21 protein-coding genes are annotated in these 23,964 nt (G+C 58.0%); 6 read left to right on the plus strand and 15 right to left on the minus strand.

The genetic code is table 11. The annotated features are described in order from the left end of the window. Positions 1 to 97: 97 nt before the first annotated feature. On the minus strand, positions 98 to 2,185 hold the full coding sequence (locus tag FS819_RS02390; protein WP_156548419.1) for a methyl-accepting chemotaxis protein: 2,088 nt from the start codon (positions 2,183 to 2,185) through the stop codon (positions 98 to 100). A gap of 525 nt (positions 2,186 to 2,710) precedes the next feature. On the opposite strand from FS819_RS02390, the gene FS819_RS02395 reads away from it, so the two are divergent. After that, positions 2,711 to 3,037 carry a hypothetical protein gene (locus FS819_RS02395; RefSeq protein WP_156548417.1) on the plus strand — a complete coding sequence of 109 codons (327 nt, stop codon included), beginning with the start codon at positions 2,711 to 2,713 and terminating at the stop codon, positions 3,035 to 3,037. Positions 3,038 to 3,057: 20 nt separating this feature from the next. Here FS819_RS02395 and FS819_RS02400 read toward each other — a convergent pair whose 3' ends face one another. Then, positions 3,058 to 4,314, minus strand: coding sequence for a class I SAM-dependent RNA methyltransferase (locus FS819_RS02400; RefSeq protein ID WP_156548414.1), 1,257 nt, complete (start codon positions 4,312 to 4,314; stop codon positions 3,058 to 3,060). Beyond that, positions 4,311 to 5,117, minus strand: a complete 807-nt coding sequence (locus FS819_RS02405) for a TlyA family RNA methyltransferase (protein ID WP_156548412.1) — start codon at positions 5,115 to 5,117, stop codon at positions 4,311 to 4,313. Before FS819_RS02405 ends, FS819_RS02400 begins: the two co-directional genes overlap by 4 nt. Before the next feature lie 492 nt (positions 5,118 to 5,609). Between FS819_RS02405 and FS819_RS02410 the strand changes: the two genes are divergently transcribed. Together FS819_RS02410 and FS819_RS02415 are read left to right on the plus strand one after the other, a co-directional pair. Continuing rightward, positions 5,610 to 7,559: a methyl-accepting chemotaxis protein gene (locus FS819_RS02410; RefSeq protein ID WP_156548410.1), complete on the plus strand. Its 1,950-nt coding sequence runs from the start codon at positions 5,610 to 5,612 to the stop codon at positions 7,557 to 7,559. A gap of 1,325 nt (positions 7,560 to 8,884) precedes the next feature. Further along, positions 8,885 to 10,825, plus strand: coding sequence for a methyl-accepting chemotaxis protein (locus FS819_RS02415; RefSeq protein WP_156548408.1), 1,941 nt, complete (start codon positions 8,885 to 8,887; stop codon positions 10,823 to 10,825). Positions 10,826 to 10,949: 124 nt separating this feature from the next. Here FS819_RS02415 and dxs read toward each other — a convergent pair whose 3' ends face one another. From dxs to FS819_RS02430, 3 genes are all read right to left on the minus strand, one after another. Continuing rightward, the gene (gene dxs / locus FS819_RS02420) at positions 10,950 to 12,869 is read right to left on the minus strand and encodes a 1-deoxy-D-xylulose-5-phosphate synthase (protein WP_234624773.1); all 1,920 of its coding nucleotides are present in this window, start codon (positions 12,867 to 12,869) and stop codon (positions 10,950 to 10,952) included. A gap of 292 nt (positions 12,870 to 13,161) precedes the next feature. Next, positions 13,162 to 13,413: an exodeoxyribonuclease VII small subunit gene (locus FS819_RS02425; protein WP_156548406.1), complete on the minus strand. Its 252-nt coding sequence runs from the start codon at positions 13,411 to 13,413 to the stop codon at positions 13,162 to 13,164. Between the two features lie 2 nt (positions 13,414 to 13,415). Then, a complete protein-coding gene (locus FS819_RS02430) occupies positions 13,416 to 14,351 on the minus strand; it encodes a histone deacetylase family protein (RefSeq protein ID WP_156548405.1) in 936 nt (311 codons plus the stop codon). 83 nt (positions 14,352 to 14,434) lie between these two features. Between FS819_RS02430 and FS819_RS02435 the strand changes: the two genes are divergently transcribed. Continuing rightward, complete coding sequence (locus FS819_RS02435; protein WP_156548403.1) at positions 14,435 to 14,836, plus strand: acyl-CoA thioesterase; 402 nt, start codon at positions 14,435 to 14,437, stop codon at positions 14,834 to 14,836. 75 nt (positions 14,837 to 14,911) lie between these two features. On the opposite strand, the gene FS819_RS02440 is transcribed toward FS819_RS02435, so the two are convergent. From FS819_RS02440 to FS819_RS02450, 3 genes are read right to left on the minus strand one after another with little or no spacing between them, the layout of a single operon-like run. Then, positions 14,912 to 15,475, minus strand: a complete 564-nt coding sequence (locus FS819_RS02440) for a biotin transporter BioY (protein ID WP_156548401.1) — start codon at positions 15,473 to 15,475, stop codon at positions 14,912 to 14,914. A 13-nt stretch (positions 15,476 to 15,488) separates the two neighbouring features. Continuing rightward, the gene (locus FS819_RS02445) at positions 15,489 to 16,109 is read right to left on the minus strand and encodes an energy-coupling factor transporter transmembrane component T family protein (protein WP_156548399.1); all 621 of its coding nucleotides are present in this window, start codon (positions 16,107 to 16,109) and stop codon (positions 15,489 to 15,491) included. After that, positions 16,103 to 16,783, minus strand: a complete 681-nt coding sequence (locus tag FS819_RS02450; RefSeq protein ID WP_234624790.1) for an energy-coupling factor ABC transporter ATP-binding protein — start codon at positions 16,781 to 16,783, stop codon at positions 16,103 to 16,105. The genes FS819_RS02445 and FS819_RS02450 overlap by 7 nt, the downstream gene beginning before the upstream one ends. Positions 16,784 to 16,919: 136 nt before the next feature. Here FS819_RS02450 and speB point away from each other — a divergent pair, with 136 nt between their 5' ends. Both speB and FS819_RS02460 read left to right on the plus strand, forming a co-directional pair. Continuing rightward, positions 16,920 to 17,876: an agmatinase gene (gene speB, locus FS819_RS02455; RefSeq protein WP_234624774.1), complete on the plus strand. Its 957-nt coding sequence runs from the start codon at positions 16,920 to 16,922 to the stop codon at positions 17,874 to 17,876. Between the two features lie 60 nt (positions 17,877 to 17,936). Further along, the gene (locus FS819_RS02460) at positions 17,937 to 19,130 is read left to right on the plus strand and encodes a winged helix-turn-helix domain-containing protein (protein WP_156548397.1); all 1,194 of its coding nucleotides are present in this window, start codon (positions 17,937 to 17,939) and stop codon (positions 19,128 to 19,130) included. On the opposite strand, the gene FS819_RS02465 is transcribed toward FS819_RS02460, so the two are convergent. The 6 genes from FS819_RS02465 to aroC all read right to left on the minus strand — a co-directional run bounded on the left by FS819_RS02465 (position 19,120) and on the right by aroC (position 23,836). Further along, positions 19,120 to 19,578 (minus strand): cupin domain-containing protein, encoded by a 459-nt coding sequence (locus FS819_RS02465; protein ID WP_156548395.1) that lies wholly within the window; start codon positions 19,576 to 19,578, stop codon positions 19,120 to 19,122. The genes FS819_RS02460 and FS819_RS02465 overlap by 11 nt on opposite strands. A gap of 102 nt (positions 19,579 to 19,680) precedes the next feature. Beyond that, a complete protein-coding gene (locus FS819_RS02470) occupies positions 19,681 to 19,986 on the minus strand; it encodes a hypothetical protein (RefSeq protein WP_156548393.1) in 306 nt (101 codons plus the stop codon). 238 nt (positions 19,987 to 20,224) lie between these two features. Continuing rightward, a complete protein-coding gene (locus tag FS819_RS02475) occupies positions 20,225 to 20,803 on the minus strand; it encodes a nucleoside 2-deoxyribosyltransferase (RefSeq protein WP_156548391.1) in 579 nt (192 codons plus the stop codon). A 162-nt stretch (positions 20,804 to 20,965) separates the two neighbouring features. Further along, complete coding sequence (locus tag FS819_RS02480; RefSeq protein WP_197434180.1) at positions 20,966 to 21,580, minus strand: hypothetical protein; 615 nt, start codon at positions 21,578 to 21,580, stop codon at positions 20,966 to 20,968. Positions 21,581 to 21,629: 49 nt separating this feature from the next. Next, positions 21,630 to 22,730 (minus strand): 3,4-dihydroxy-2-butanone-4-phosphate synthase, encoded by a 1,101-nt coding sequence (ribB, locus tag FS819_RS02485; RefSeq protein WP_156548389.1) that lies wholly within the window; start codon positions 22,728 to 22,730, stop codon positions 21,630 to 21,632. A gap of 11 nt (positions 22,731 to 22,741) precedes the next feature. Next, positions 22,742 to 23,836, minus strand: coding sequence for a chorismate synthase (aroC, locus tag FS819_RS02490; protein ID WP_156548386.1), 1,095 nt, complete (start codon positions 23,834 to 23,836; stop codon positions 22,742 to 22,744). Between the last annotated feature and the right edge of the window lie 128 nt (positions 23,837 to 23,964).

Raw genomic sequence — 23,964 nt, forward strand, 5'->3', positions numbered from 1 at the left:
AGGGGGGTGAGGGGGCACGCGGTCTATCAAAACGTTTGTGTCATGGACTGTGAGGAATACGAAGCGTCATTTTAAATGACTCTTCGTACAAGACCCGTCAGGCGGCGCGCCGTTGCGTAAGGTTTGCCGCGTCTCTGGCCAGTCTGAATTGCGCCAGCAATTCAGTCAGAGCGGCCGCTTCCTGCGCCAGTCCATGGCTTGCCGCTGTTTGCTCTTCGACCATGGCGGCATTTTGTTGCGTGCCTTGATCCATGACATTCACAGCGGCATTGATTTCCTGCAATCCCTGTGACTGTTCGCGGGAGGCGACAACAATAGCATTGATATGCTTGTTGATTTCCTGAACCTCATTGATAATGCCGTCAAGGGCCTCACCGGTCTGGCTTACCAGCGATACGCCGTTTGCCACCTGCTCGCCCGATACCCGGATCAATTGCTTGATTTCCTTGGCAGCTGTTGCCGAACGTTGGGCCAATTCGCGCACTTCCTGGGCGACAACGGCAAATCCCTTGCCAGCCTCACCGGCGCGGGCTGCTTCCACGCCCGCGTTGAGAGCGAGAAGATTGGTCTGGAAGGCGATTTCGTCAATCACCCCGATAATGTTGGAAATCTGGTTGGCGGATGTCTCTATGGCTTCCATGGCATTAACAGCATTCTGGACAATTTCGCCGGATTTTTCCGCCCCGCTGCGGGCGCGGGTCACGATCTGGCCCACCTCTTCGGCGCGGTGGGCGCTGTCTCGCACCGTTGTCGTCACCTCTTCCAGTGCCGCTGCGGTTTGCTCAACCGAGGCGGCCTGCTGTTCTGTACGGCGTGCAAGATTATCAGCCGAGGCGCGGATTTCCATGGCACCGCCATCAATCTGTCTGGCGTTTTGGCCAACGGCAGCCATGGCGTCGTGCAGCTTTGCCACTGCTGCGTTGAAGTCGAAGCGCAGCCGCTCAAGATCACCGGCAAAAGGTGTCTCGATACTATGGGCCAGATCACCATCGGCAAGCCTGCCAAGTCCATCGGCCAGCGCATGTACCGCAAATGACACCTGTTCTGCTTCACGTGCCTTTACGGCTTCGCGGTCGCGCCGTTCCTGTTCACTCATCGTGCGGGTGGAGTCGGCCTCGTGTTCCAGACGAACCCGCTCGATAGCGTTGTCACGGAAGACAGCGACCGCCGCACCCATCTGGCCGATCTCATCGCCGCGCTGCACGCCGGGAATGGCGGCGGACACGTCGCCGCCGGCCAGCTTGCTCATCGCCGTGGTCATCTGCACCACAGGACGCACCACCAGGGTCGAGAGCACCAGTGCGAGAATGCCGACCATGGCGATCACGCCAATCACCGTGGCAATGACCGCGGCAAGACGGAACTCGCCAATCGCGGCATAGGCCTTTGCCTCATCCACCACCAGCGCCAGATACCAGCCATCGACCGGCAGGCCCTTGATCGGCATGAAGTTGACCAGCACCGGCTTACCGGCGAACTGGCTTTCCACCAAGCCACCACCGATTTTCGGTGTTTCAGCCGGAAAGACATCCGAAAGCGTTTTTGTCACCAGTGCCTGATCCGGATGAACCAGAATCGTGCCATTGCCGTTGACGAGGAAAGCCGAACCCTTGCCGCCAATATCAACGGCCTTGATCAGGCCAACCAGTGTTTTCAAGGAGAAATCGCTGGCAGCGACGCCATATAATTGGCTCTCTCTTTTTACCGGCACCGCCGCACTTAGGATCAACTGACCGGTCGATGCGTCGGTATATGGCTCTGTCAGCACGACCTTATTGGCCTTGACCGCGCCTTGATACCAGGGACGAATGCGGGGATCATAGCCTTCCGGCAGAGGCTGGAACGGAACCGAGGTAAACTTGCCATCCGCCTGATGGCCGACATAGGTGGACATGAATTCGCGCAGCAGCACCGGATTGTCAAATTCGGTCAAAATTCCCTCTGGCGTGCCGATCTTGCCAGCAGCCTGGCCAGCGAATTCCGTCAGCATCACGCGGGCATTCAGCCAATTGGCAATGCTTTCTGATGCTTGCAGGCCGGAAGAATTGATTTCCTCCGCCACAGTCTTGCCAATGGTCGAGCGCTGAAGATTATCAATATAGAGCGAAAATCCACAGAGGACCAAGACAACAGCCGCACATGCAGCGATCAGAATCTTGGACATCAGGTTCAAATTTCTGGCCATATGAAATATATCCTGACACCGAAACTGCGCATGTGAAGACACCCCAGCGCCCCACGCGGTCGGCAGTTTAAATTGAGTTTATAGCATGATGCGAAACACCGAATCGGCACTGTGCTCTCGCGGTCGTTTCAGCATCGGCTGTTTCGAAAACCGGTTTCCACTATGCGGTCCGGCGCTACATAAATCCACGCCATCATAAGCCCTGACTGATTGGCAATGTCAGCGTGTCAAATTGATCTCGAAACTGTCGTGAAGGATATAAAAATTCCTTAATCGAATATGACATTCCAATGAATATTTAAACGGAAGTCCATTAAGATCTTCTATTTACAGTTGATTTTAGATTTTTTAAATTATTATTTAAATATAGTCTTCGTTTTATGTTTTCAGGAGAGGATGCTCTTGTTTTGTTTGTATAGCCGCAAGCCATCGTGTTGTTCAGTGGATATTCATAGGTTTCTGCTAGAGTTTTTTTGGGGAAGCCTGTTTCCACTGTTTTGCGGCCTGTCTATTCGGGAGGGAAAGATGCGAGGCTTATTGATTGCCATAGCGATGATCGCTGCGGCGCCAGCGGCTCATGCCGCAGACCGACCCGGCACTGAACCCTCTACCAGGGTACCTCTCCTCCAGCTTGCCCAGGCACAGCCGGATACGATCAACCGCAACATTCCACAGCAGGGCGGCCCCCAGCAGGGCGGTAATGTCCGTCCGCCGCGCTATGTCTGCATTATCAAGCCACCGGCCAGCGATGCGGGTGCGGGGCGGTATTCTTGCCCGGCCAGTCCGGGCCGGGTCGGGGAGAGCTGCCGCTGCGCCAACGCGGTTGGTAGCGGCAAGCTGCGGCAGTATTGATCATCATCGGATGAAGACCGTCAGCCCTTGGTGAGCGCCACCACCACTTCGACATGCGGCGACCAGAGGAATTGGTCGATGGGTGTGACGGCGGTTATGCGGTAGCCGCCGGCCATCAGGATCGACAGGTCGCGGGCCAGCGTCAAAGCATTGCAGCTGACGGCGACGATGGTTTTCACCTGCGAGCGAGCGAGTTCCGCGCATTGTTCCTCGGCTCCGGCCCGTGGCGGGTCGAAGACCACGGCGTCCAGCCCCTTCAGTTCCGAAACCATCAGCGGGCGGCGAAACAGGTCGCGCTTTTCGGCCTTGATCGGCTTCAGGCCCTTGGTGTTGCGGGCGGCCAGATCCAGCGCCTTCACCGCCTTTTCGTCGGATTCGACAGCAAGAACCTGGGCCTGGCGGGCCAGTCTCAGGGCAAATGTGCCGATCCCGCAAAACAGATCCGCCACCCGCTTGGCCTTACCGACATGGTCGAGGACCAAGGCGGTCATGGCCTCTTCGGCCTGGCGGGTTGCCTGGGTAAAGGTGCCGGGCGGCATGGCGACCAGCGCCCCGCCGAAATCCAGCATCGGCTTATGCGGCTCGATGACAATTTCGCCATTGACGGAAACGCGGGCCACGCCGCGCATTTTCAACACGACTTCGGTAATCGCCCGGCGCTCGCGGTCCGGCAGGCCGCCCCGCACGCCATCAAGCGACACGTCCAGCCCGGTGGTGGTTTCCGTCACCGTCATGCGGAAATGATCCGATCCGGTGGCAATCGCCGCTCCGATGGCGCGCAGGTCATCCAGCCGGGCGAGAATGCCCGCGGATGTGACGGGACATTCTTCCAACTCGACAATATGGCGGGATGCGGCCTGGTTGAAGCCGATCAACAGGCCCTTTTCGCGTTTGCGGGCCGTGAACACCAGCCGCCGCCGTTCGCCGGGGAAGGCCTCGACCAGAGGGTTTACCTCGGTCTCGATGCCCTTGGATTTCAGCGCCGCGATCAGCGTCGAACGCTTGAATTCATTATAGGCGGATTTTTCCATGTGCTGAAGCGAACAGCCGCCGCAGGTTCCGCCGACCCCGTCAGGGCCGAAATGCCGACAGACTGGCTCGATCCGCTCCGGCGAGGCCGAGGCAATCGACATGATCGTGCCCTGATCCTTGACGCGGGCCACGGCCACCCGCTCGCCGGGCAGGGAAAACGGCACATAGACCGGGCCGTCCGCACCATTGGCAATGCCATCGCCCTGGGCGCCGAGGCTGTTGATCGTTAGGGTTTCGGTGCTCATTCTGCGTCCTCAGGCTGTTCTTCAGGCTTTCGCCCTGCCAGCAGGAATTCCACATTGCCATCGCCACCGGCAATCGGCGAGGGGATCAGGCCAAGGCTTGTCCATCCCATGTCTTCGCTTAACCAGCGTTCCAGCTCGGCGGCGACCAGCGGCGCGGTTTCCGGCTCCTTGAGGAGACCCGCCTTGCTGATGGCCTCACGGCCCGCCTCAAATTGCGGCTTGACCAGCAGCAGGCAATGGCTGCCTGGCTCGGCCATTTCGAGAGCAGGCACAAGCGCTAGTTTCAACGAAATGAAGGAGACGTCGGAGACCAGGAAGGTAAACTCCTGATTGCCGATATCCTCCGGCTCCAGATAGCGGGCATTCAGCCCTTCTATATTGGTGGTGCGGGGATCGCTTTCCAGCCGGGGATGAAACTGTTCATGGCCGACATCAATGGCAATCACATGAGCGGCACCGCGATGCAGCAGCACTTCGGTAAAGCCGCCGGTGGACGCACCGACGTCAAGACAGACATGGTCCTTTGGGTCGAGCTTGAAGTGATCGAGACCAGCCACCAGCTTCAGCGCGGCGCGCGACACATAATCCTGGGCCGGATCGTCGATTTCTATCGACACATCAGGGGAGAAGGTCAGGCTCGGCTTGGTCACCGTGCGGCCGTTCACCTTGACGCCGCCACGCTGCACGGCGTCGCGGGCGCGCGAGCGGCTGGCGAACAGATTGAGAGCAACCAGCAACTGGTCGAGACGTTGGGGTTCCGACGATTGGGAGCTTGGCGATTGGGGGTTTGGCGATTGGGTCATACCCCGTCAATGACGGTTTCCGCTGCGACTTGCAAGTCTCTTGCCCTTGTCAGGCTAGGTCGTAGGATCGCCGCCATCGCTTTGCGCGTTCCATAAGAGGAAAACTGCGGCAATTGGGCAAGGCTCGAACAGGGGCGGAAGGCTCACTCTCATACTTTCGGACAGGTGGTTTTGACACGTGTCAAATCTACACAGGCCCTCGGTTCGGAATTGGCGGTCAAATGTGTACATGTGCTTATTCACGGTACAGATGTAACACTTTTTTAGACCCACTGCGGCAATACTCGCCTCGAATGAAAGCCAGGGATGGTCTCCGGGCCTGAAAAGGTCTTGGCAAGGATGACGTCAAATAGCCGGATCGTGACATCCACGCCCGATGGGTTTGGATGCCTTTTTTGCGGCTTTGTGACGTTTCCCACCTGAGTATCGGCTTTCACATGGCGCGTGGCAATCGCCGCCGCCCAAATGCAGTGAGAATAGAAAGCGCGCCCCATGTCGTTTCAGGATTTGTCCCTCAGCAAAAAACTTTATCTGACCTTCGTCGCGATCATGGCGGGGTGCTTTGTTGCTTCTGCGGTTGTTTTTCTTCAGGGCAGACAGGTCAAGGCGGCGCTTGAGGAACACGCTCAGATCGAACAAGTCGGTTATGCCTTGGATTTGACGCTTCAGGCGATGCTGGAAGAGGCGGTCAATCAACGCGGCTATCTGCTATTGGGGTCCGACAGCACCTATAAGGCCGTCTTCGACAGCCGCGACAAAATGTTGAAATCCCTGGACGATGCCCGCACTGCCGCTGCCGGTCATCAGGCCGTTCAGTCCATGCTGGACGATATCAAGACGGCGGCCGACAGATTTCACACGCAATTGGTCTTGCCGCAGCTGGAAGCCCGCAAGAGCGGGAAGACGGTGGAAGAGATCACCCGTGTCTATGCGTCGAAGGGCGAACTGGATGCATTTCGCGATGCTGCCGCCAAGGCAAAGACCGTAGTGGTGGAAATGGGCAACGAGCAACGGGGAATCCAGCGCGATGCGCAGTCGCGTCTTGAACTGGCGCTGCTGGCCGGTTGCGCGCTGGCCGGCGGATTGGCTGTCTTGCTGATCTGGCTTCTGGCGCGTTCCATCGTCAACCCGATCACTGGTATGACTGTGGCGATGAGCAAACTGGCATCCGGCGACCACGGCGTCGATGTTCCCGCCATCAACCGGGGCGATGAGGTTGGCCGGATGGCAAAGGCCGTTTTGGTCTTCAAGGATGCGGCGATTGAAAAACTGCGCCTGACCGAGGAAGCCGATACCCTGCGCCGCCGCTCCGAGGATGAGCAGCAGGCCGCCCAGGCGCAGAAACAGCAGGAGTCCGACGAGATCTCGTTCGTTGTCGTGCAATTGGCGGAAGGGCTTTCGGCACTCGCCAACGGCAATGTCGCCCATCGCCTTACCATGCCCTTTGTCGAGCGGCTGGATGGGCTGCGGGTGAATTTCAACGAATCCCTTGCCAAGTTGCAGGCCGCATTGAAAACGGTGGGCGCCAATGCCCAGGCGATCAACGCCGGGGCGGCGGAAATCCGTGCGTCGGCCGACGATCTGGCCAAGCGGACCGAGCAACAGGCGGCCTCTGTGGAGGAAACCGCAGCCGCCCTTGAGCAGGTAACCCGCACCGTGAAAGACAGCGCCCGGCGCGCCGAAGATGTTGGCCAGCTGGTGGCCACCACCCGCACCGGTGCTGAACGCTCCGGCCAAGTGGTGAGAAACGCCGTGGCCGCCATGACCGAAATCGAGAAATCCTCCGGCGAAATCGGCAATATCATCGGTGTCATCGAGGATATTGCCTTCCAGACCAATCTCCTGGCGCTCAATGCCGGAGTAGAAGCTGCCCGCGCCGGCGATGCAGGTAAGGGATTTGCCGTGGTAGCACAGGAAGTGCGGGCCTTGGCAGAGCGCTCTGCCAAGGCCGCCAAGGAAATCAAGGTGCTGATCAGTGCATCCTCCGCCCAGGTTGGGGCAGGCGTGTCGCTGGTCGGAGAGACCGGCCGCGAACTGGAGCAGATCGTCACGGCTGTCCAGCACATCAGCGAAAATGTCACGGCCATCGTCACCGCTTCGCGGGAGCAATCGACGGGTCTCTCGGAGATCAACGTGGCCGTCACCGACATGGACAAGGGCACGCAGCAAAACGCCGCCATGGTGGAAGAGCAGACCGCAGCCAGCCATACGCTCGCCTCGGAAGCCGATGCGCTGATGGATCTGTTGCGCCAGTTCAAGCTGGAGGATGGTCCGGACATGGCGAAATATACCGCCTCGGCGGGTCCGGCTCATCCTGTCTCCAGCGCTGCATCGCAGCGTCCGGTTTCCTCTCCCGCTCGCTCGCTGGTTTCCAAGCTCGGCAAGGCCTTTGGGGGCGGCACAGCGGCAGCCGCCGTCAAACAGGAATGGTCGGAATTCTAGAATTTGTCTTGCAGTCCGTCCAATATCGCCGCTGGCCGTCTGCAAATGGCAATTTCTGCGCTTGAATGATGCAATCGCATTTCCGACGAAAAGCTGCTCCGCACTTTTCCTGGAATGCTTGTACTCACGTACATAAGTACGCTCCGTTCCGGCTCTCGGAATCACCATTTTCGTCAGACCAGCAGAAATTCTTGAACAGACTGTTAGGAAAAATCGGGCCCACGTTTCCCGAAGAGACACACTGAACCCAAAAGATAGAGGATGACGAGTTCAACTTCCCTGCCATTTTTAGAGCATCTTACAGAAAATCGGTTCCCATTTTTCGGTCCGATGCTCTTAGAAGGTGGAGGGGAAGCCCGAAACGCTGCGGGTCTTTCTCTCTCTGCTTGCACGCCTTGGGGAGGAGAAGGTGGGCTAGCGGCAAGACGGCAGCTCAAACGCAAAACCATTGCGTCGCGTGCTGCGTCTTCAGGACGCGCTGAAATGGAAAGGGCGTCTTCCTCCTTTCAGGTCTGTTCAACGCAGCATTGAGCGATGCAGCCGATGCTGTCGAGCCACCGCAATTGCCAGCGTGACAATCATCAGCATTGAAGGTTTGAAATCTTCGCTATCATTTTACAGTCGGGAGTTGATGGAGAAGGGCAAAGGCTTTTCCTTGGCTTCGACAATGAAAAGCCTTTGCCTGTCGTTCAGGAGTGTAAGCATTTTTCCCCTCGATACTCGTAGAACGTATCTTTTGATAGACGTCAATTTTACTGAGGTAGGATCACTCTCTCATTTTCCAGCGTTTTTTTAAATGATTCCAATCATTTGCTGGTCAAAATGCAAATTATAAGCGGTTTGATATGCATCGGCACATGGAGCGCAAAATTGATTTTTGTCAAAGTTAAATTGTAAAGTGAAAGTAACTAAATGAGCATAAATAAATATTCAGCCATGAATAATATTTTATGTTTCAACTTGGGGATGCGGAAAATATGTTTCATGTATAGGGAATGCGACATATCCAAAAATTGAAATAAAAAACATTATTCGCGTCTGGGTAGATTATATACTAGGCATATTCATATGTATTTTCTTCAATGTTTAGCGGTTGTGCTTCTCGATGATGCGAATGTATTTATATTATTATAGATTTTTTAATGCATATACAATAAAACTAAAAACCAAGTGACGCGTTGCAATCAAGGGAGGGGGATTCCCAGGATTGTGGTTATCCCGGCATGATGCTGGACTGTCGCCCAAATAATCATGTTTTGAGATAGCAACGCCTCGCCTCTTGAAAGAATTCATCTCTTCAAGTTCGCGAATGAGGGAACTGGACGATGAAAATTCTGGATAATATACGGATCGTTGCAAAAATTGGACTGACATTTGCAATCTTGCTTGCTGTCAGTCTTGTTGTGAATGCGGTCAGCTGGCGTTCGCTCTCCCATCAGGAAGAGTCGTCTGGCTGGACTGTGCATACCTATGTCGTGCTGCAAAAGATGGATGCCATTGTTGCGTCGATGGTCAATCAGGAAACTGGTATTCGGGCTTACCTTCTGTCGGAAGCGGATGAAAAATTCCTTGAGCCGCAAAAGGCTGGCTTGAAGAGCTACGCCGATGCCTATGCGGCTGTTCGCGGCCTGACCTCTGACAATCCGGTCCAGCAGAAGCGTCTCTCCGATCTCGATGCGTTCGTTCAGGAATGGCAGGCCAAGGTCGTGTCAAAGGAACTTGCCCTGATGAAGGACCCGGCCACCCGGGAGCAGGGCCGCCAGCTGGAAATTTCCGGGGCGGGCAAGACCTATATGGATGGCATTCGCGCCAAGGCCAAGGAGATTGCCGATGAGGAAAGCGCGCTTCTCAGCGTGCGCCAGAAAGCTGCCGAGGAAGCCGCTTATGACGCCCGCCGCAATATCCTGATGGGCAGTGCAACGCTTGTCTTGTTGATCGGTTTCTCGCTTCTGCTCCTCAACAAGGGCATGATTGCGCCGCTGGCCCGGATCACCGCCTCAATGCGTGCGCTTGCAACCGGCGAGACAGCAATTGATATCCCGGGCATTGGTCGCCGCGACGAAGTCGGTCATATGGCCGATGCGGTTGAAGTATTCCGCAAGAACGCCATTGCCAATCGCGAGTTGGAAGAGCAGGCAACGGTCAACCGCCAGCAAACGGCACAGACCCAGGCTGCCCATCAACAGCGCGCGGAGCAGGAAGCGGCCAATCTGCGATTTGCAACGCAGACACTTGGCGAAGGCCTGAAGCGCCTGGCGCAGGGCGACGTATCCTTCCAGCTCAACGATGCTTTCGCCGCTGAATATGAATCGCTGCGCCAGGATTTCAACGCCTCGCTGGAACAGCTTGGAACGACGCTCGGCTCTGTTCTCCAGACCGTCGAAGGTATGGAAAACGGCACCCGTGAAATTGCCGATGGCACGAATGATCTGTCCAAGCGGACCGAGCAGCAGGCCGCAGCCCTGGAAGAAACAGCGGCGGCGCTTGACCAGATCACCGTCAATGTGACCAATTCATCGCAGCGCACAGAAGAGGCCCGCTCTGTGGCGATTACCGCCAACCAGAACGCCGTGCGGTCGTCGGAAGTCGTCAATCAGGCCGAAAACGCCATGAAGCGGATTGAGGAAAGCTCGCAGCAGATTTCCAACATCATCGGCGTGATCGATGAAATCGCCTTCCAGACCAACCTTCTTGCACTGAATGCCGGTGTCGAGGCAGCGCGTGCCGGTGAAGCCGGTAAGGGCTTTGCGGTGGTTGCCCAGGAAGTGCGTGAGCTGGCGCAACGGTCTGCCCAGGCTGCCAAGGAAATCAAGGGTCTGATCCAGAACTCCTCTTCGGAAGTCGATAGTGGCGTCAAGCTGGTGCGTGAAACCGGTGTTGCCCTGAAGTCAATCGGCGATCACGTGGTTCAGATCAACCAGTTGATGGAGGCAATCGCTACATCGGCAAGGGAACAGTCCACCGGTCTTGCCGAAGTCAATTCGGCGGTCAACCAGATGGACCAGACGACGCAGCAGAATGCGGCCATGGTCGAGCAATCGACCGCCGCTGCTGCAGCTCTTGCCACCGAAGCCAACCGTTTGAAGACGCTTGTCAGTCAGTTCCAACTTGCGGGTCGGAGGTCATTTGCCGGACATCCGGCAGTTGCCAGCCCATCGCAGCGTCCGGTTGCTTCTCCCGCCCGTGCTCTTGCCTCCAAGATCGGCAAGGCCTTCGGCGGAGGTGCATCGTCCGCCGCCGTGAAACAGGAATGGTCGGAATTCTGATCGAACTGTCCACCATGCTTGGTGGGTGTAAGTCAACAAAACGCCGCTGGCTTAATCGTCAGCGGCGTTTTGGTATTTAACACTATCCGGAGTATCGTCCGCTGAAGGGCTGCCGATGCTATCTTTAAGCCAGGCTATCCTGGGCCAGGGCATCAAGTGACAGCGCCGTGAACACCGTTGAAACGATACCCTTGGCGTCGAGGCCTGCCTTTTCATACATGACGTCAGGCTTGGCCTGATCCATCCATAGATCTGGCAGAACCAGACTGCGAACTTTCAGGCCGTGGTCGAGAAGACCCTCATTGGCCAGCATATGCAGGACCTGAGATCCGAACCCGCCAACAGCACCTTCCTCGACCGTGATCAGCACGGCATGGTGGCGGGCAAGCTGGCGGATCAAGTCGAGATCGAGCGGCTTGGCAAACCGGGCATCGGCCACAGTCGTCGGCAGGCCAGCGGCATCGAGATCTTCCGCTGCGACAAGACATTCAGCCAGCCGCGTCCCGAACGACAGCAGCGCCACTTTCGAGCCTTCCTTGATGATCCGGCCCTTGCCGATTTGCAAAATCTCGCCACGCTCCGGCATCTGGATACCAACGCCTTCGCCGCGTGGATAGCGGAAGGAAATCGGACCCTCATCATAGGCGGCGGCGGTGCGCACCATATGCTTCAGCTCTGCTTCATCCGCTGCCGCCATCACCACGAAACCGGGCAGGCTGGCCAGAAAACCGGTATCGAACGATCCAGCATGGGTCGGACCATCAGCGCCGACGAAACCGGCGCGGTCGATAGGAAAGCGTACCGGCAGACCCTGAATTGCCACGTCATGCACGACCTGATCGTAGCCGCGTTGCAGGAAGGTGGAATAGAGCGCGCAGAACGGCTTGTAGCCTTCGGCAGCAAGGCCGGCGGCAAAGGTCACGGCATGCTGTTCGGCAATGCCGACATCGAAGGTCCGATCCGGGAACAGGGTTTTCAGCTTGTCCAGCCCGGTGCCGGATGGCATGGCGGCGGTAATGCCGACGATCTTGTCGTCATGGCGGGCCTCTTCCACCAGTGCGTCGGCAAACACGGCGGTATAGCTCGGCGCATTCGGTTTGGCCTTGGCCTGGGTGCCGGTGATGACATCGAAGGTATTGACGCCGTGATATTTGTCGGCAGCGGCCTCGGCAGGCGCATAGCCCTTGCCCTTCTGCGTCACCACATGGATCAGCACAGGCCCCTTGGCGTTGTCGCGCACATTGCGCAGCACCGGCAGAAGGTGATCGAAGGAATGGCCGTCAATCGGGCCGATATGGTAAAAGCCCATTTCCTCAAACATCGTGCCGCCGGTCACATAGCCGCGTGCATGTTCGACGGCGCGGGTGATGGCCCGGTCGATATTCTTGCCGAGATAGGCAGTGAGTTTCTTGCCGATTTCGCGCATGCCCATATAGGTGCGCCCGGAGGCGAGCCGCGCCAGATAGGCACTCATCGCGCCTGTTGGTGGGGCAATCGACATGTCGTTGTCGTTGAGAATGACGATCAGCCGCGCGTCCAGCGCGCCAGCATTGTTCAGCGCCTCAAAGGCCATGCCCGCCGACATGGCGCCGTCGCCGATCACGGCGATGACCTTGCGGTCGGTCTGGCCAAGCTCGGCTGCCACAGCCATGCCAAGGCCTGCCGAAATAGACGTGGAGGAATGCGCGGCGCCAAACGGATCGTATTCGCTCTCAGTGCGCTTGGTAAAGCCCGACAGCCCATGTTCCTGGCGCAGGGTGCGGATGCGCGCCCGCCGCCCGGTCAGGATCTTGTGCGGATAGCATTGGTGTCCGACATCGAAGATCAGCCGGTCTTCTGGGGTGTTGAAAACCTTGTGGATGGCGAGCGTCAGTTCCACCACGCCAAGCCCGGCGCCCAGATGTCCGCCGGTCACCGACACGGCATCAATCATCTCGTCGCGCAGTTCACGCGCCACTTGCGGCATGTCCTTGTCTTCGATCTTGCGAAGGTCGGACGGAAACACGACCTGATCCAGCAACGGCGTGTTTGGCTTCGATGTCACAGGCTCCAGCCTCTTTCTCTCTTCATTCAGACTATCGGCTGCACAAGTTTCCTCCCGAATGCACTGCACGGCCTGAATGGTCCATGAATGGGGGAAATCATACAGTATTCAATGTCATTTCCCGCAAATCCTGTTGGTTTCCCAGGCGCTGAGCGCCGCTGTCAAACAGGAGGTCCAGGTTCATGATTGGGCAGATCCAGCAAAACTGCCCTATTGATGCATATAGGACTTAAATGTCCTTCGGCAAAGGGAGAAACGCATCTTCCTTGCGGCGGGCCTGCCAGGATCAGGCCTATTCCTTGTCCAGCGGCTCGGCACCAACAGGCTTGCCGGCCCGGTCCAGCCGGATTTTTTCGATGCGGTTTTCAGCGGCCGAGAGCAGTGCCTCGCAATGTTTCTTCAGCAACTCGCCGCGCTCGTAAATCGAGATGGATTCGTCGAGCGCCACATCACCGCGCTCCAGCCGGGCCACGATGCTTTCCAGTTCGGCCACGGCCTTTTCAAAGGAATAAGCTGCAATATCGGTGGCGGCAACGTCGGTCATACTCAACCCTTCATCAATCTCGAAATATGCATGCCAGCCGATTCGGCCAAGCCTTCCAGATCATAGCCGCCTTCCAGCAGGCTGACGACCCGGTTTTTGGCAAAGCGGTCGGCCACTTCCATCAGCCGCCCGGTTGCCCAGTCGAAGTCCTCGCCAACCAGATTGATCTGCGCCAGCGGGTCGCGGTGATGGGCATCAAACCCGGCGGAAATCAGGATGAGATCCGGGGAAAAATCATTGAGCGCCGTCAGCACCCGCGATTTGAACGCTTCGCGGAAATGGTCCGAGCCGCTATTGGCCGAGAGCGGCGCGTTGACGATGGTATTGTGCGGCCCGACCTCATCCTTCTTGCCCGTCCAGGGATAAAGCGGCATCTGGTGGGTGGAACAGAACAGCACGGATGGATCGTCCCAGAAAATATCCTGGGTGCCATTGCCATGATGCACATCCCAATCGACAATGGCGACCCGCTCGACACCATAGACCTGCTGGGCATGGCGGGCAGCAATCGCTACTGTATTGAACAGACAGAAGCCCATCGCCTTGGTTTTTTCCGCATGATGGCCGGGCGGACGGCCCGCCACGAACACATTGTCGGCGGCACCCGTCATCACATCGTCCACAGCGGCCATCGCCCCGCCGATGGCGGTCAGGGCGCATTGCAGGCTTTTCTGCGAGGCATAGGTATCGGCCTCCAGCTGGTTGATCCGGTCGTCCTCCTCCGGCACCTGCCGCATGACAGCGATGAAATGCTCTTCGGGATGGGCCAGCATGACAGCATCCTCATTGGCCTGCTGGGCCTGATGGCGCTCCAGGGCGGAAAAATTCGGATGCTCCAGGGCGATATTCAGCGAGCGCAGCCGGTCTGCCCGTTCAGGGTGGCCTTCCGGCGTGTTGTGTTCCAGAAAGATCGGGTTTTCATAGAGCCGGGTTGTCATGACGCATCCTCCTGTCGCACCAAACTTGCGCGACCAATCTCTTTTCCATTACATGAGCGATCACGGCATGGAGGGCAAGGGCAATGGCGAAAAGAGAACGGCTGGACGTGACCGAAACGGTGATCGGCCTGCGCGATGTCGGCATGGGGGGACGGTTGAGCAACAGCGCGCTGCTGGCGCTGTGCGAAGAAGCGCTCCATCGCTTCTGGCAGGCTCGGCCCGCAGACGATCAGGAGCCGGAGTTTCGCGCCACCAAATTCGAGGCGCGGCTTTTTGAAATGCTTGGACCGGGCGACCCGCTGCGCTTCACCGTGCAGGTGGACAAGATCGGCGGCAAATCCGTCGGCTTCGCCATTGCGGTTGAAAGCGGCAAGACCCGCGCCGCCGATGTCGAGATCACCTGGACAGCTGTGAACAAAGACAGTGCCGAACCGGTGGCGCTATCGGAAGCGCTGAGGGATTGGCTGTATCAGTGGTTGCCATAATCATCAGTCTGTCATCCATAACCCGGGCCGCTGTTTTGCTTTGCGAATGCGATACGCGGGAATGATGACAGACGTTTACACCCGCTTCGGCAGAAGCGGATAGCCGACCATCACGGCGCGGGCGGCGAGTGCTGCGATGGCGGCCTTGATCAGGTCGCCGGGCAGAAAGGCGAGCGAGCCGATCAGCACCTTGTCGATCGGGGTGCCGGCCACAAAGCTCCACCATGGCATGCCGCAGGCATAGACTACGCCGATACCGCCGATGATGCTGGCGGCAAAGAAGCCGATCGTCTGGCCGCTGGCGGTGGAGGAGGCACGGGCAAAACGTTCAGCCATCAGGCCGGTGACGAAAGCGCCGAGAATCCAGCCGAAAATATAGCCGCCGGTGGCGCCAAACAGCGCGTTCAGACCGCCGTGGCCGCCCGACAGCACCGGCAGGCCCATGGCGACCAGCAGCACGAACAGCGCATAGGCCAAGGCCCCGCGCTTGGCGCCGAGGATGCAGCCAGCCAGCATCACGCCCATAGACTGAGCGGTGATCGGTACCGGAATGAAGCCGAGCGGCACGGGCGGAATAAGCCCGAGGACAACGACGATGGCGGCAAACAGCGCAATCAGAACCAGGTCTCGCGTGGTCATGGTGATCTCCTCATCAGTCTGTTCTCTTTTCGTGACGGCGAATGCCGCGGGCGTCAATGGCCTCGGCGATGGAATCGGCCTCTTTCAAGGCCAGAATAAACAGAGGTCCCAGCATCCGGTGCAGCCGCACGGGAATGCCACGTGCTTGATGTGCGGCCTTCAGCGCCTCATAGCGGTCTGCGATGTCAGGCACGAAGCGCAGTGTCAGCCCCAACGCCAGGCTGATATCGGCGGCCCGGACCAGACCCAGCCGATCAAGCGGGGCGAGCAGCCGGTCAAGCGTCTCCATGTAGGCGCCAAGCGAGGTCGTCGCGGTAATGGCGCAGGCGAGAAACAGGATGGCGAGTAGCCGCAGTGTTAGCGTTGCCGAGGTTATAAGATCAAGCGCATAGATGTTGAACAGGCCAAGCACGGCAATGCTGATCAGCATCGGGCGGATGCGCCGCAAAGCCGCCCGCGCGCCAAGCCCCAGGCTGAAATAGAGCGCGCCGGTGACGCAGGCTGCAGTGGCCTGGAGCGGCATGGACAGGCTGAAGGCAAGGCCAAGGCCAAACACCAGCAGAATGGCCAGTTTCGCCCCGACCGGCATCCGGTGTAGCCAGCTATTGCCCTCGACATGAAGGCTGTTCAACATGCGGCGATCTCGCGGTAGCGGGCAATAGCCTCGCTTGCTGGGCCATCGAAGGCAAGCTTGGCGCGGTGAAACACCAGTACCCGCGAAAACCCGGCGATCAGGTCGAGATCATGGCTGATCACCAGCGCCTGTTCCTCCAGCGCCTCGATGGTGCCAGCCACCAGCGCCCGGTTTTTCAAATCGAGCTGGTTGGTCGGTTCATCGAAAATCACCAGATCGGGCCGAGTGACGAGAACAGCGGCCAGCGCCGCCAATTGCAGCTCGCCACCGGATAGTTCATGCGGGCGGCGGCGCAGCAGATGGGTTATGCCGAGCCTTGCCGCAACGCTGTCCACGGCCTCGTCCAGTGCCTTGCCTTTCAGCCCACGTGCCTTTGGCCCCATGGCAATATCCTCACCGATCAGCGGCAGGATGATCTGATTGGCCGGGTTCTGGAAGATGAAGCCGGTGCGTGCCTGCACGGCCTTGGCGTCTTTTACCGTGTCCAGCCCATCCAGCGTCACATGGCCAGCACTCGGCTTGACCAACCCATTGATCAGCCGGGCAAAGGTGGATTTGCCTGATCCATTCAGGCCGATGACCCCGATCCGCTGTTCGCCGAAGGTGATGGTCAGCGGTTCGAGCGCCACATGGCCGTCGAAACTGGCGCTGGCCTGATCGAAATGGATCTGCACGATGTCGTTACCCTGCGTTGACTGCCCTGTTCTATAGCCCGCAGACCGACAAAGGCAAATCCGGGTTTTTACCATTTACAGCCGCCTTGCGATTTGATCGGATGGGTTATCCGACCCATTCCCGAAGGAACCGCCCGTGACCTCATCCTTTCATCAGCCTGTCGATGCCGCTGAAGTGCCGCGTTTTGCTGGACATGCCACCTTCATGCGTCTGCCTGCCGTGACCTCGGCTGAAGGGCTTGATATCGCGCTGATCGGCATTCCCTGGGATGGCGGCACCACCAACCGGGCCGGCGCCCGCCATGGACCGCGTGAAGTGCGCAACCAATCCAGCCTGATGCGCCGGGTGCATCATGTCTCAAAAATCGAGCCGTTCAGCCTTGCCAATATTGCCGATGTGGGGGATGTGACCGTCAACCCCATAGACCTGATGCTGGCGCTTCAACAGATAGAAAACGGCGTGGCGGCAGTTGTCGCTGCCGGTGCGCTGCCGCTCTGCGCCGGGGGCGATCATTTGACGACACTGCCGGTGCTACGGGCGGTGGCGAAATCGCGGCCGGTCGGGCTCATTCATTTTGATGCCCATTCCGATACCAATGACAGCTATTTCGGCGGCCAGCGCTTTACCCATGGCACGCCCTTTCGCCGCGCCATCGAGGAAGGGCTGCTTGATCCGAAACGCATGGTGCAGATCGGCATTCGCAGCTCCAATTACGAAGTCGATGAACATCAATGGGCCAAGGACCAGGGTATTCGCATCATCTATATGGAGGAGTTCGTCGCCCGCAGCGCAGCAGATGTGATGGCGGAAGCCCGCGCCATTGCCGGTGATGGCCCGACCTATGTTAGCTTCGATATCGACTGCATCGATCCCTCGATGGCGCCGGGAACCGGCACACCGGAAATCGGCGGCTTCCTGACCCGCGAAGTGCAGGCCATGGTGCGGCTGCTGGAGGGCGTCAATATTGTCGGTGCCGATGTGGTGGAAGTCGCACCTCCCTTCGATGTCGGTGGCATGACGGCGCTGGCCGGTGCAACCATGATGTTTGAACTGCTCTGCATCATGGCCAAGGCGGTGGCGGATCGGCGATGAAAGCACTTTTCAAGAGAAAGCCATCTTGAACAAAAAGAGAACATACCCTATCGTCAGCTTATGGCGATAGGGATAGACAACAGCACAGCACGGCGGATTTTTCTGGAGCGGCAGGGGCTTTCCCGGCCACCGGGGCGAGCGTTGAGCCGTCAGGGCCTGCTGGCGCTGATTACCGATCTTGGCTTCGTGCAGGTGGATAGTATCGGCACGGTGGAGCGGGCGCATCACCAGATCCTGTTTTCGCGCCACCAGACGTACAAACGCGAAGATCTGACCGCTTTGCTGGAGCAGGACAGGCTGCTGTTCGAGCATTGGACCCATGATGCTTCGATCCTGCCTTCAGCTTTCTTTCCTTATTGGAAGCATCGGTTCCGGCGCGAAGAAAGCCTGATTCTGGAGCGCTGGCGAACCTGGCGCGAGCCGGGCTTTGAGGCGGCTTTCGAGGAAACCTACCGGCGGATTAACGAGGGCGGCCCGGCCTTGTCGCGGGACATGAAGGAAGGCGACCATAAATCCGGCGGCTGGTGGAACTGGCATCCGTCGAAAACCGCGCTCGAATTTCTCTGGCGTACCGGCAAGCTATCGATTTCTGGTCGGGAGAACTTCCAGAAGATTTATGATCTGACGGAGCGCTGCATTCTTCCGGACCATTTGCAGGCCGAGGTGACGCAGGAAGCGTTCATCGATTGGGCCTGCCGCGAAGCGCTGATCCGGCTAGGCTTTGCCACGTCAGGTGAAATCGCCGCTTTTTGGAACCTTGTCAGCCCGCAGGAGGCAAAACTCTGGCTGGAGACTCATCGCGCTGAGCTTGAGGAGATCGAGATTGCCCCCGCCGATGGCGGAAATCCGCGCCCTTCCTTTGCGCTGGCGGATTGGCTGGAAACACTGACCACTCCACCAGAGCCACCCGCCCGCATCCGCGTCCTCAGTCCTTTCGATCCGCTGATCCGCGACCGGGCCCGCACCGAACGGCTATTCGGCTTCTTTTACCGGATCGAAGTCTTTGTACCCGAACCGAAACGGCAATATGGCTATTATGTCTTTCCGCTGCTGGAAAATGACCGACTGATCGGCAGGATCGACATGAAAGCCAATCGCAAGGCCGGCACGCTGGACGTGAAGCGGCTATGGTTGGAGCCTGGTATCAGGCCATCGACCGGACGGTTGGAAAAGCTTGACCAGGAATTGGCAAGACTTGCGCGATTTACCGGGGTGGAGGCGGTCGTGTATGGTGATGGCTGGCTCAGTTCTTGATGGGCTGTCCGGCACGATCCGTCAGGGTTTTGACGAAATTGACCTTGGTCACGACCATGTCTTTGTCGCTGTAATGGACAATTTCGTTGGCGGAGCGGGTGCCGACCACCAGATAGACGCAATCCGCATTGGAGCGGTTTTCCAGGCAATGGCCAAGGGGAACACCGGCCTTGAACGTTGCGGCATCGCCCGGGTTCATCTCGGTGACCACATCGCCTTCAAGCAATGTGGCAGTCCCCTGGAGCATATAGAGGAATTCGTCTTCCTGTTCATGCCAGTGCTTGTGAGATGAGCGGGAGCCGGGCGGCAATGTTTCCAGGAGCGCGCCGAATTGCGTCAAGCCGCCTGCATCGCTTAAGCGCCTTGCGCTATAGGGCCCAAGCTCGGCGTTAATACCTTCCGCGGTTCCAATATCCAACGGCGCGTTTTCGGCTTTGATAACAGGCATGGTTCCCTCAACCGTTTTGCAGCTGTTCCATACCGATAGATAACGCAAAAAGGGGTGTGCCGCCACACACCCCTCTTTCGCGTAGCCATGGCTGAACCGTGGCTACTCCTCGTCCGTATCCATATATTCCAGATAATGCGCTTCGATCTGTTGGATCGGAGACGCCGCTTTTGCCTCGTCGATGGCCGTCGAGGCGCTGGTTTTTACGCCAGCTGTTTTCTTGCTTGAATCCAGGCTCCAGAGCGCGTTGGCCAGGGAGGCGGATAACAGTGTGCTGGTGGAGTTTCCACCGGCAGAGCGCGAGCGGGGCGTGGTCGCAGACTCTACTGCAACATCCTCAACGCTTGACGCGCCATGAATGTAGCGGCTCTGATACTGTGAATTGCCAAGGCTGCTGTCGATCCTCATCGCAGGCCCTTTCTGTTCGCTTCGTTAACCCTTTATTAACGATCGAAGCTTGCGCGAGGCTTGCGTCAGGTCCGGCTTTTCCGAGAAATTGTGGAGCCACTAGGCATTTTCACTAGATCTAGTTTTATCAATATTTTCTACTGAAGAAAATAGGAATTTTCCGCCAATTCTGTTAGAATTTGTAAAGATCAATTCGAATTATACAACTATTCGGCGTTCGAGATCTGCAAGACTTGAACTATACTACGGTGGGAAGCTTCGCCGACAATGCCTTCAGGCAAAGCTCGAAAGCCGTCAGATCGCTATAGAGCTGGTCTGCTTGGGCCTGATGGGTAAAAATCGGCCCGCCCCGGCGTTCGATCCCGCCATGCAGCATAAGATTTTCGATCATATCGAAATCCTCCAATGACAGGCCATCCGGCCCGCGCTTGCGCTGGTCAGGACCGAGTGTCACCTTGCCCTGATAAAATCCGGCGGTGCGGGCATAGTGATTGTCGACGATATTGGTATAGGCAGCGACGAGCTTGCCCTGCGCGCACATATAGCCCAGCTCGAAAGCCGTGCCGGGATCGGCGGCAATGCCACGGAACGGCGTGAGATTGGCAATCACCCCATCGGCCCGGTTCATCATATCCTCATCGACGGCACTGATTTTCAATCCGAACTCATGCAAGGTCGGGGCTGGCTCAATGGAAATGTCGCCGGGGCAGATCGGCTCGAACCCATAAGCCCGCGTCATCTCAGCCTTGGCATCGAGCACCTCGCGGGCATCGGCTAGAAACACTTCGGGACCGGCGAGATAGAGCTTGAGTGACATGGATTGGGTTCCTGGAGAATTGTAGTTGTCGCGCGAGTTTTGCGCGGAACAGACTCTTACCTGCCACTGAGTCTGCCGAAAGGGTAGCACTTTTTCTGCCTATCCAGGGCTTTCGAGGCGGATGGTCGTCGCTCCTGATCCTGTATCCACCCCAGGAATATCCTACCTATTGGTCGCAACCCAGTTTTCCGGCAATGCATTCACAGGGTTTCCTGGAAAACGTTTTGCAGTCTCTTCTTTGACTTTTCGTTCCCGCCAAACAGGCCCTCCAACGTGCCACAAGGCCTCATCCGGGGAAAAGTCGGCAGTCAATCTTGCAGGAATGTGATACTCAGCATCCCACGCAGCCATCACCTCCAGCATTTGGATTGCCGGATCATCGATTGTCGTGTCATAGCTTGGAACCCCATCTCGCCAGACGGTGACCTTCAAGGTAAATTCAGGCCATTGGACGGTGGGCCTTGGAGCAGCGAGTTCGGAAACAGGAAAGCGCCCAAGCTTTTTCCATGCGCCGGAACGGAGCGCCCGAGTTATCGAGGAAGGAAAAACCATTATCACCGCCATGACGGGCGAATTGATAATGTTGTCTACTGTCGTGATCGTTCGATCATTGCGACGAAAAAATGCGATTTCCTTATCCGCATTGACTTGCCCGTAATAAATCCACTCCTGCCCGCCAGCTATGGCGTAGAGGGTTCCAGCTTTCATGTCGGCTCTGGCCTTGGGATTGCTTTCGAACATGACATCAAACATGTCTTGCCCGAAAAGCAAGGTCAATGACATACCCTCGGGCAGGCATCAGGAAATGTCCGCAGCGACATATGATTTACGCAATTTCGGTTTCCGAGATTTTGATGCCGAAGCCCTCCAGGCCGACGTAATGGCGTTCACGCGAGGCCATCAGCCGGATCGAGGTGACGCCGAGATCTTTCAGGATCTGGGCGCCGAGGCCGATTTCCAGCCATTCGCTTTCGCGCGTCTGGGCTTCCTGATGGGCCTCGCGGTCGTGCATGCCTGCCCTGGCCGTCGTGGAGGCGCCAACCCCGACGGAGCCTTCGCGTAGATAAACGATAATGCCGCGGCCTTTTTCTGCGATCCGTTTCAGCATGCTATCGATCTGGCGGGCACCGCCGAACACATCGGCACCGACATTTTCCAGATGCAGACGCACGGGAATATCGACGCCGTCGCGGATGTCACCAAATACCACCGCCAGATGCTGCATCGGGTCCCAGGGCAGGGAATAGGCATGGGCCTTGGCCGGGCCATAAGCCGTCTGGATCTCGAAGGTCGACATCAGCTGGATCAGGGTTTCCTTGCGCTGGCGATAGGCAATCAGGTCGGCGACCGAGATCTGTTTCAGCTTGTGCTTTTCGGCAAAGGCTGAGACCTGCGGGCCACGCATGACCGTGCCGTCGTCATTGACCATTTCCGAGATCACGCCGATCGGCGGCAGGTTGGCCAGTCGGCAGAGATCGACGGCTGCTTCCGTATGGCCGGACCGCATCAACACCCCACCTTCGCGCGCCACCAGCGGGAAAATATGGCCGGGGCGGACGAAATCGGCAGGACCAACATTGGGATTGGCGAGATTGCGCACCGTCAGCGTCCGGTCATCAGAGGAAATCCCGGTCGTGGTGCCATGCTTGAAATCGACGCTGACCGTAAAGGCTGTCGTATGGGCGCTGTCGTTTTCGGCGACCATGGCCGACAGGTTCAGCCGCTTGGCTTCCTCCTTCGGCATTGGGGTGCAGACGATGCCTGACGTATTGCGGATGATGAAGGCCATTTTCTCCGACGTGCAATGTACGGCGGCAACGATCAGGTCACCTTCGTTCTCGCGGTCGTCGTCATCGGTGACAATGACGATTTCACCGGCTTCAAAAGCCCGGATAGCGTCAACGACACGGGTCTGCTCATAGGTCATGATCGATTTCCTTACTTCAAACGACCGGTTTGGCCACGGTCGCGCAGATAATGATCCGCCAGCGCACACGCCACCATCGCCTCGCCAACCGGCACGGCCCGGATGCCGACGCAGGGGTCGTGGCGGCCCTTGGTGCGAATATCGACATTCCGGCCTTGCGAATCGATGGACTGGCGCTCGGTGACGATGGACGAGGTCGGCTTGATGGCAAACCGCGCCACAATGGGCTCGCCAGTGGAAATCCCGCCGAGAATGCCGCCAGCATGGTTGGACAGGAAAATCGGCTGCCCGTCATTGCCCATCCGCATCTGATCGGCATTTTCCTCGCCGGTGATTTCGGCGGCACCAAAGCCATTGCCGATTTCAACACCCTTGACGGCATTGATCGACATCAGCAGCGCGGTAATATCCTGGTCCAGCTTGGCATAGATCGGTGCGCCCAGCCCGGCCGGCACGCCTTCGGCCACCACCTCCACCACGGCACCGACCGAGGAGCCCTGCTTGCGGATCTGATCGAGATAGTCTTCCCAAACGGGAACGATCTTCGGGTCCGGTGCAAAGAACGGATTATTGCCGACCTCGGCCCAATCCCAATTGGCACGATCGATCTTGTGGGTGCCGATCTGTACCAGCGCGCCGCGAATGGTGACGCCGGGCAGAACCAGGCGGGCAATGCCGCCCGCTGCCACCCGCGCTGCCGTTTCGCGCGCCGAGGAGCGTCCGCCACCGCGATAATCTCGAATGCCATATTTCAGGTCGTAGGTATAATCGGCATGGCCGGGGCGATATTGCTGAGCGATTTCGCCGTAATCCTTGGATCGCTGGTCAGTATTGTCGATCATCAACGAAATCGGTGTGCCGGTGGTGATCATCGAGCCGTCGTCCTGCGGCATGACGCCGGAGAGCACTTTGACCAGATCGTCTTCGCGCCGCTGGGTGACGAACCGCGACTGGCCGGGCTTGCGCTTGTCGAGCCAGACTTGCAGGTCTTCGAGTGTGAATTTCAGGCCGGGGGGACAACCGTCCACCACTGCGCCAAGGGCTGGACCATGGCTTTCGCCCCAGGTGGTGACACGGAAAAGGTGACCGAAACTATTATGCGACATATGCTGAAACCGGGTCCGCTTTGCCAGGGGATAAGCCCTGCCTTTTACAAGGCCCCACTCTTAGTAGAAAAGCTGCGAGCGTGAAAAGCCTTTCTTTGCGGCAATGGCGCAAAAACCGGAAAAGCTTT

It is taken from the genome of Allorhizobium sp. Av2 (genome assembly GCF_021462805.2).
GTDB classification, from domain to species: Bacteria; Pseudomonadota; Alphaproteobacteria; order Rhizobiales; family Rhizobiaceae; genus Allorhizobium; species Allorhizobium vitis_G.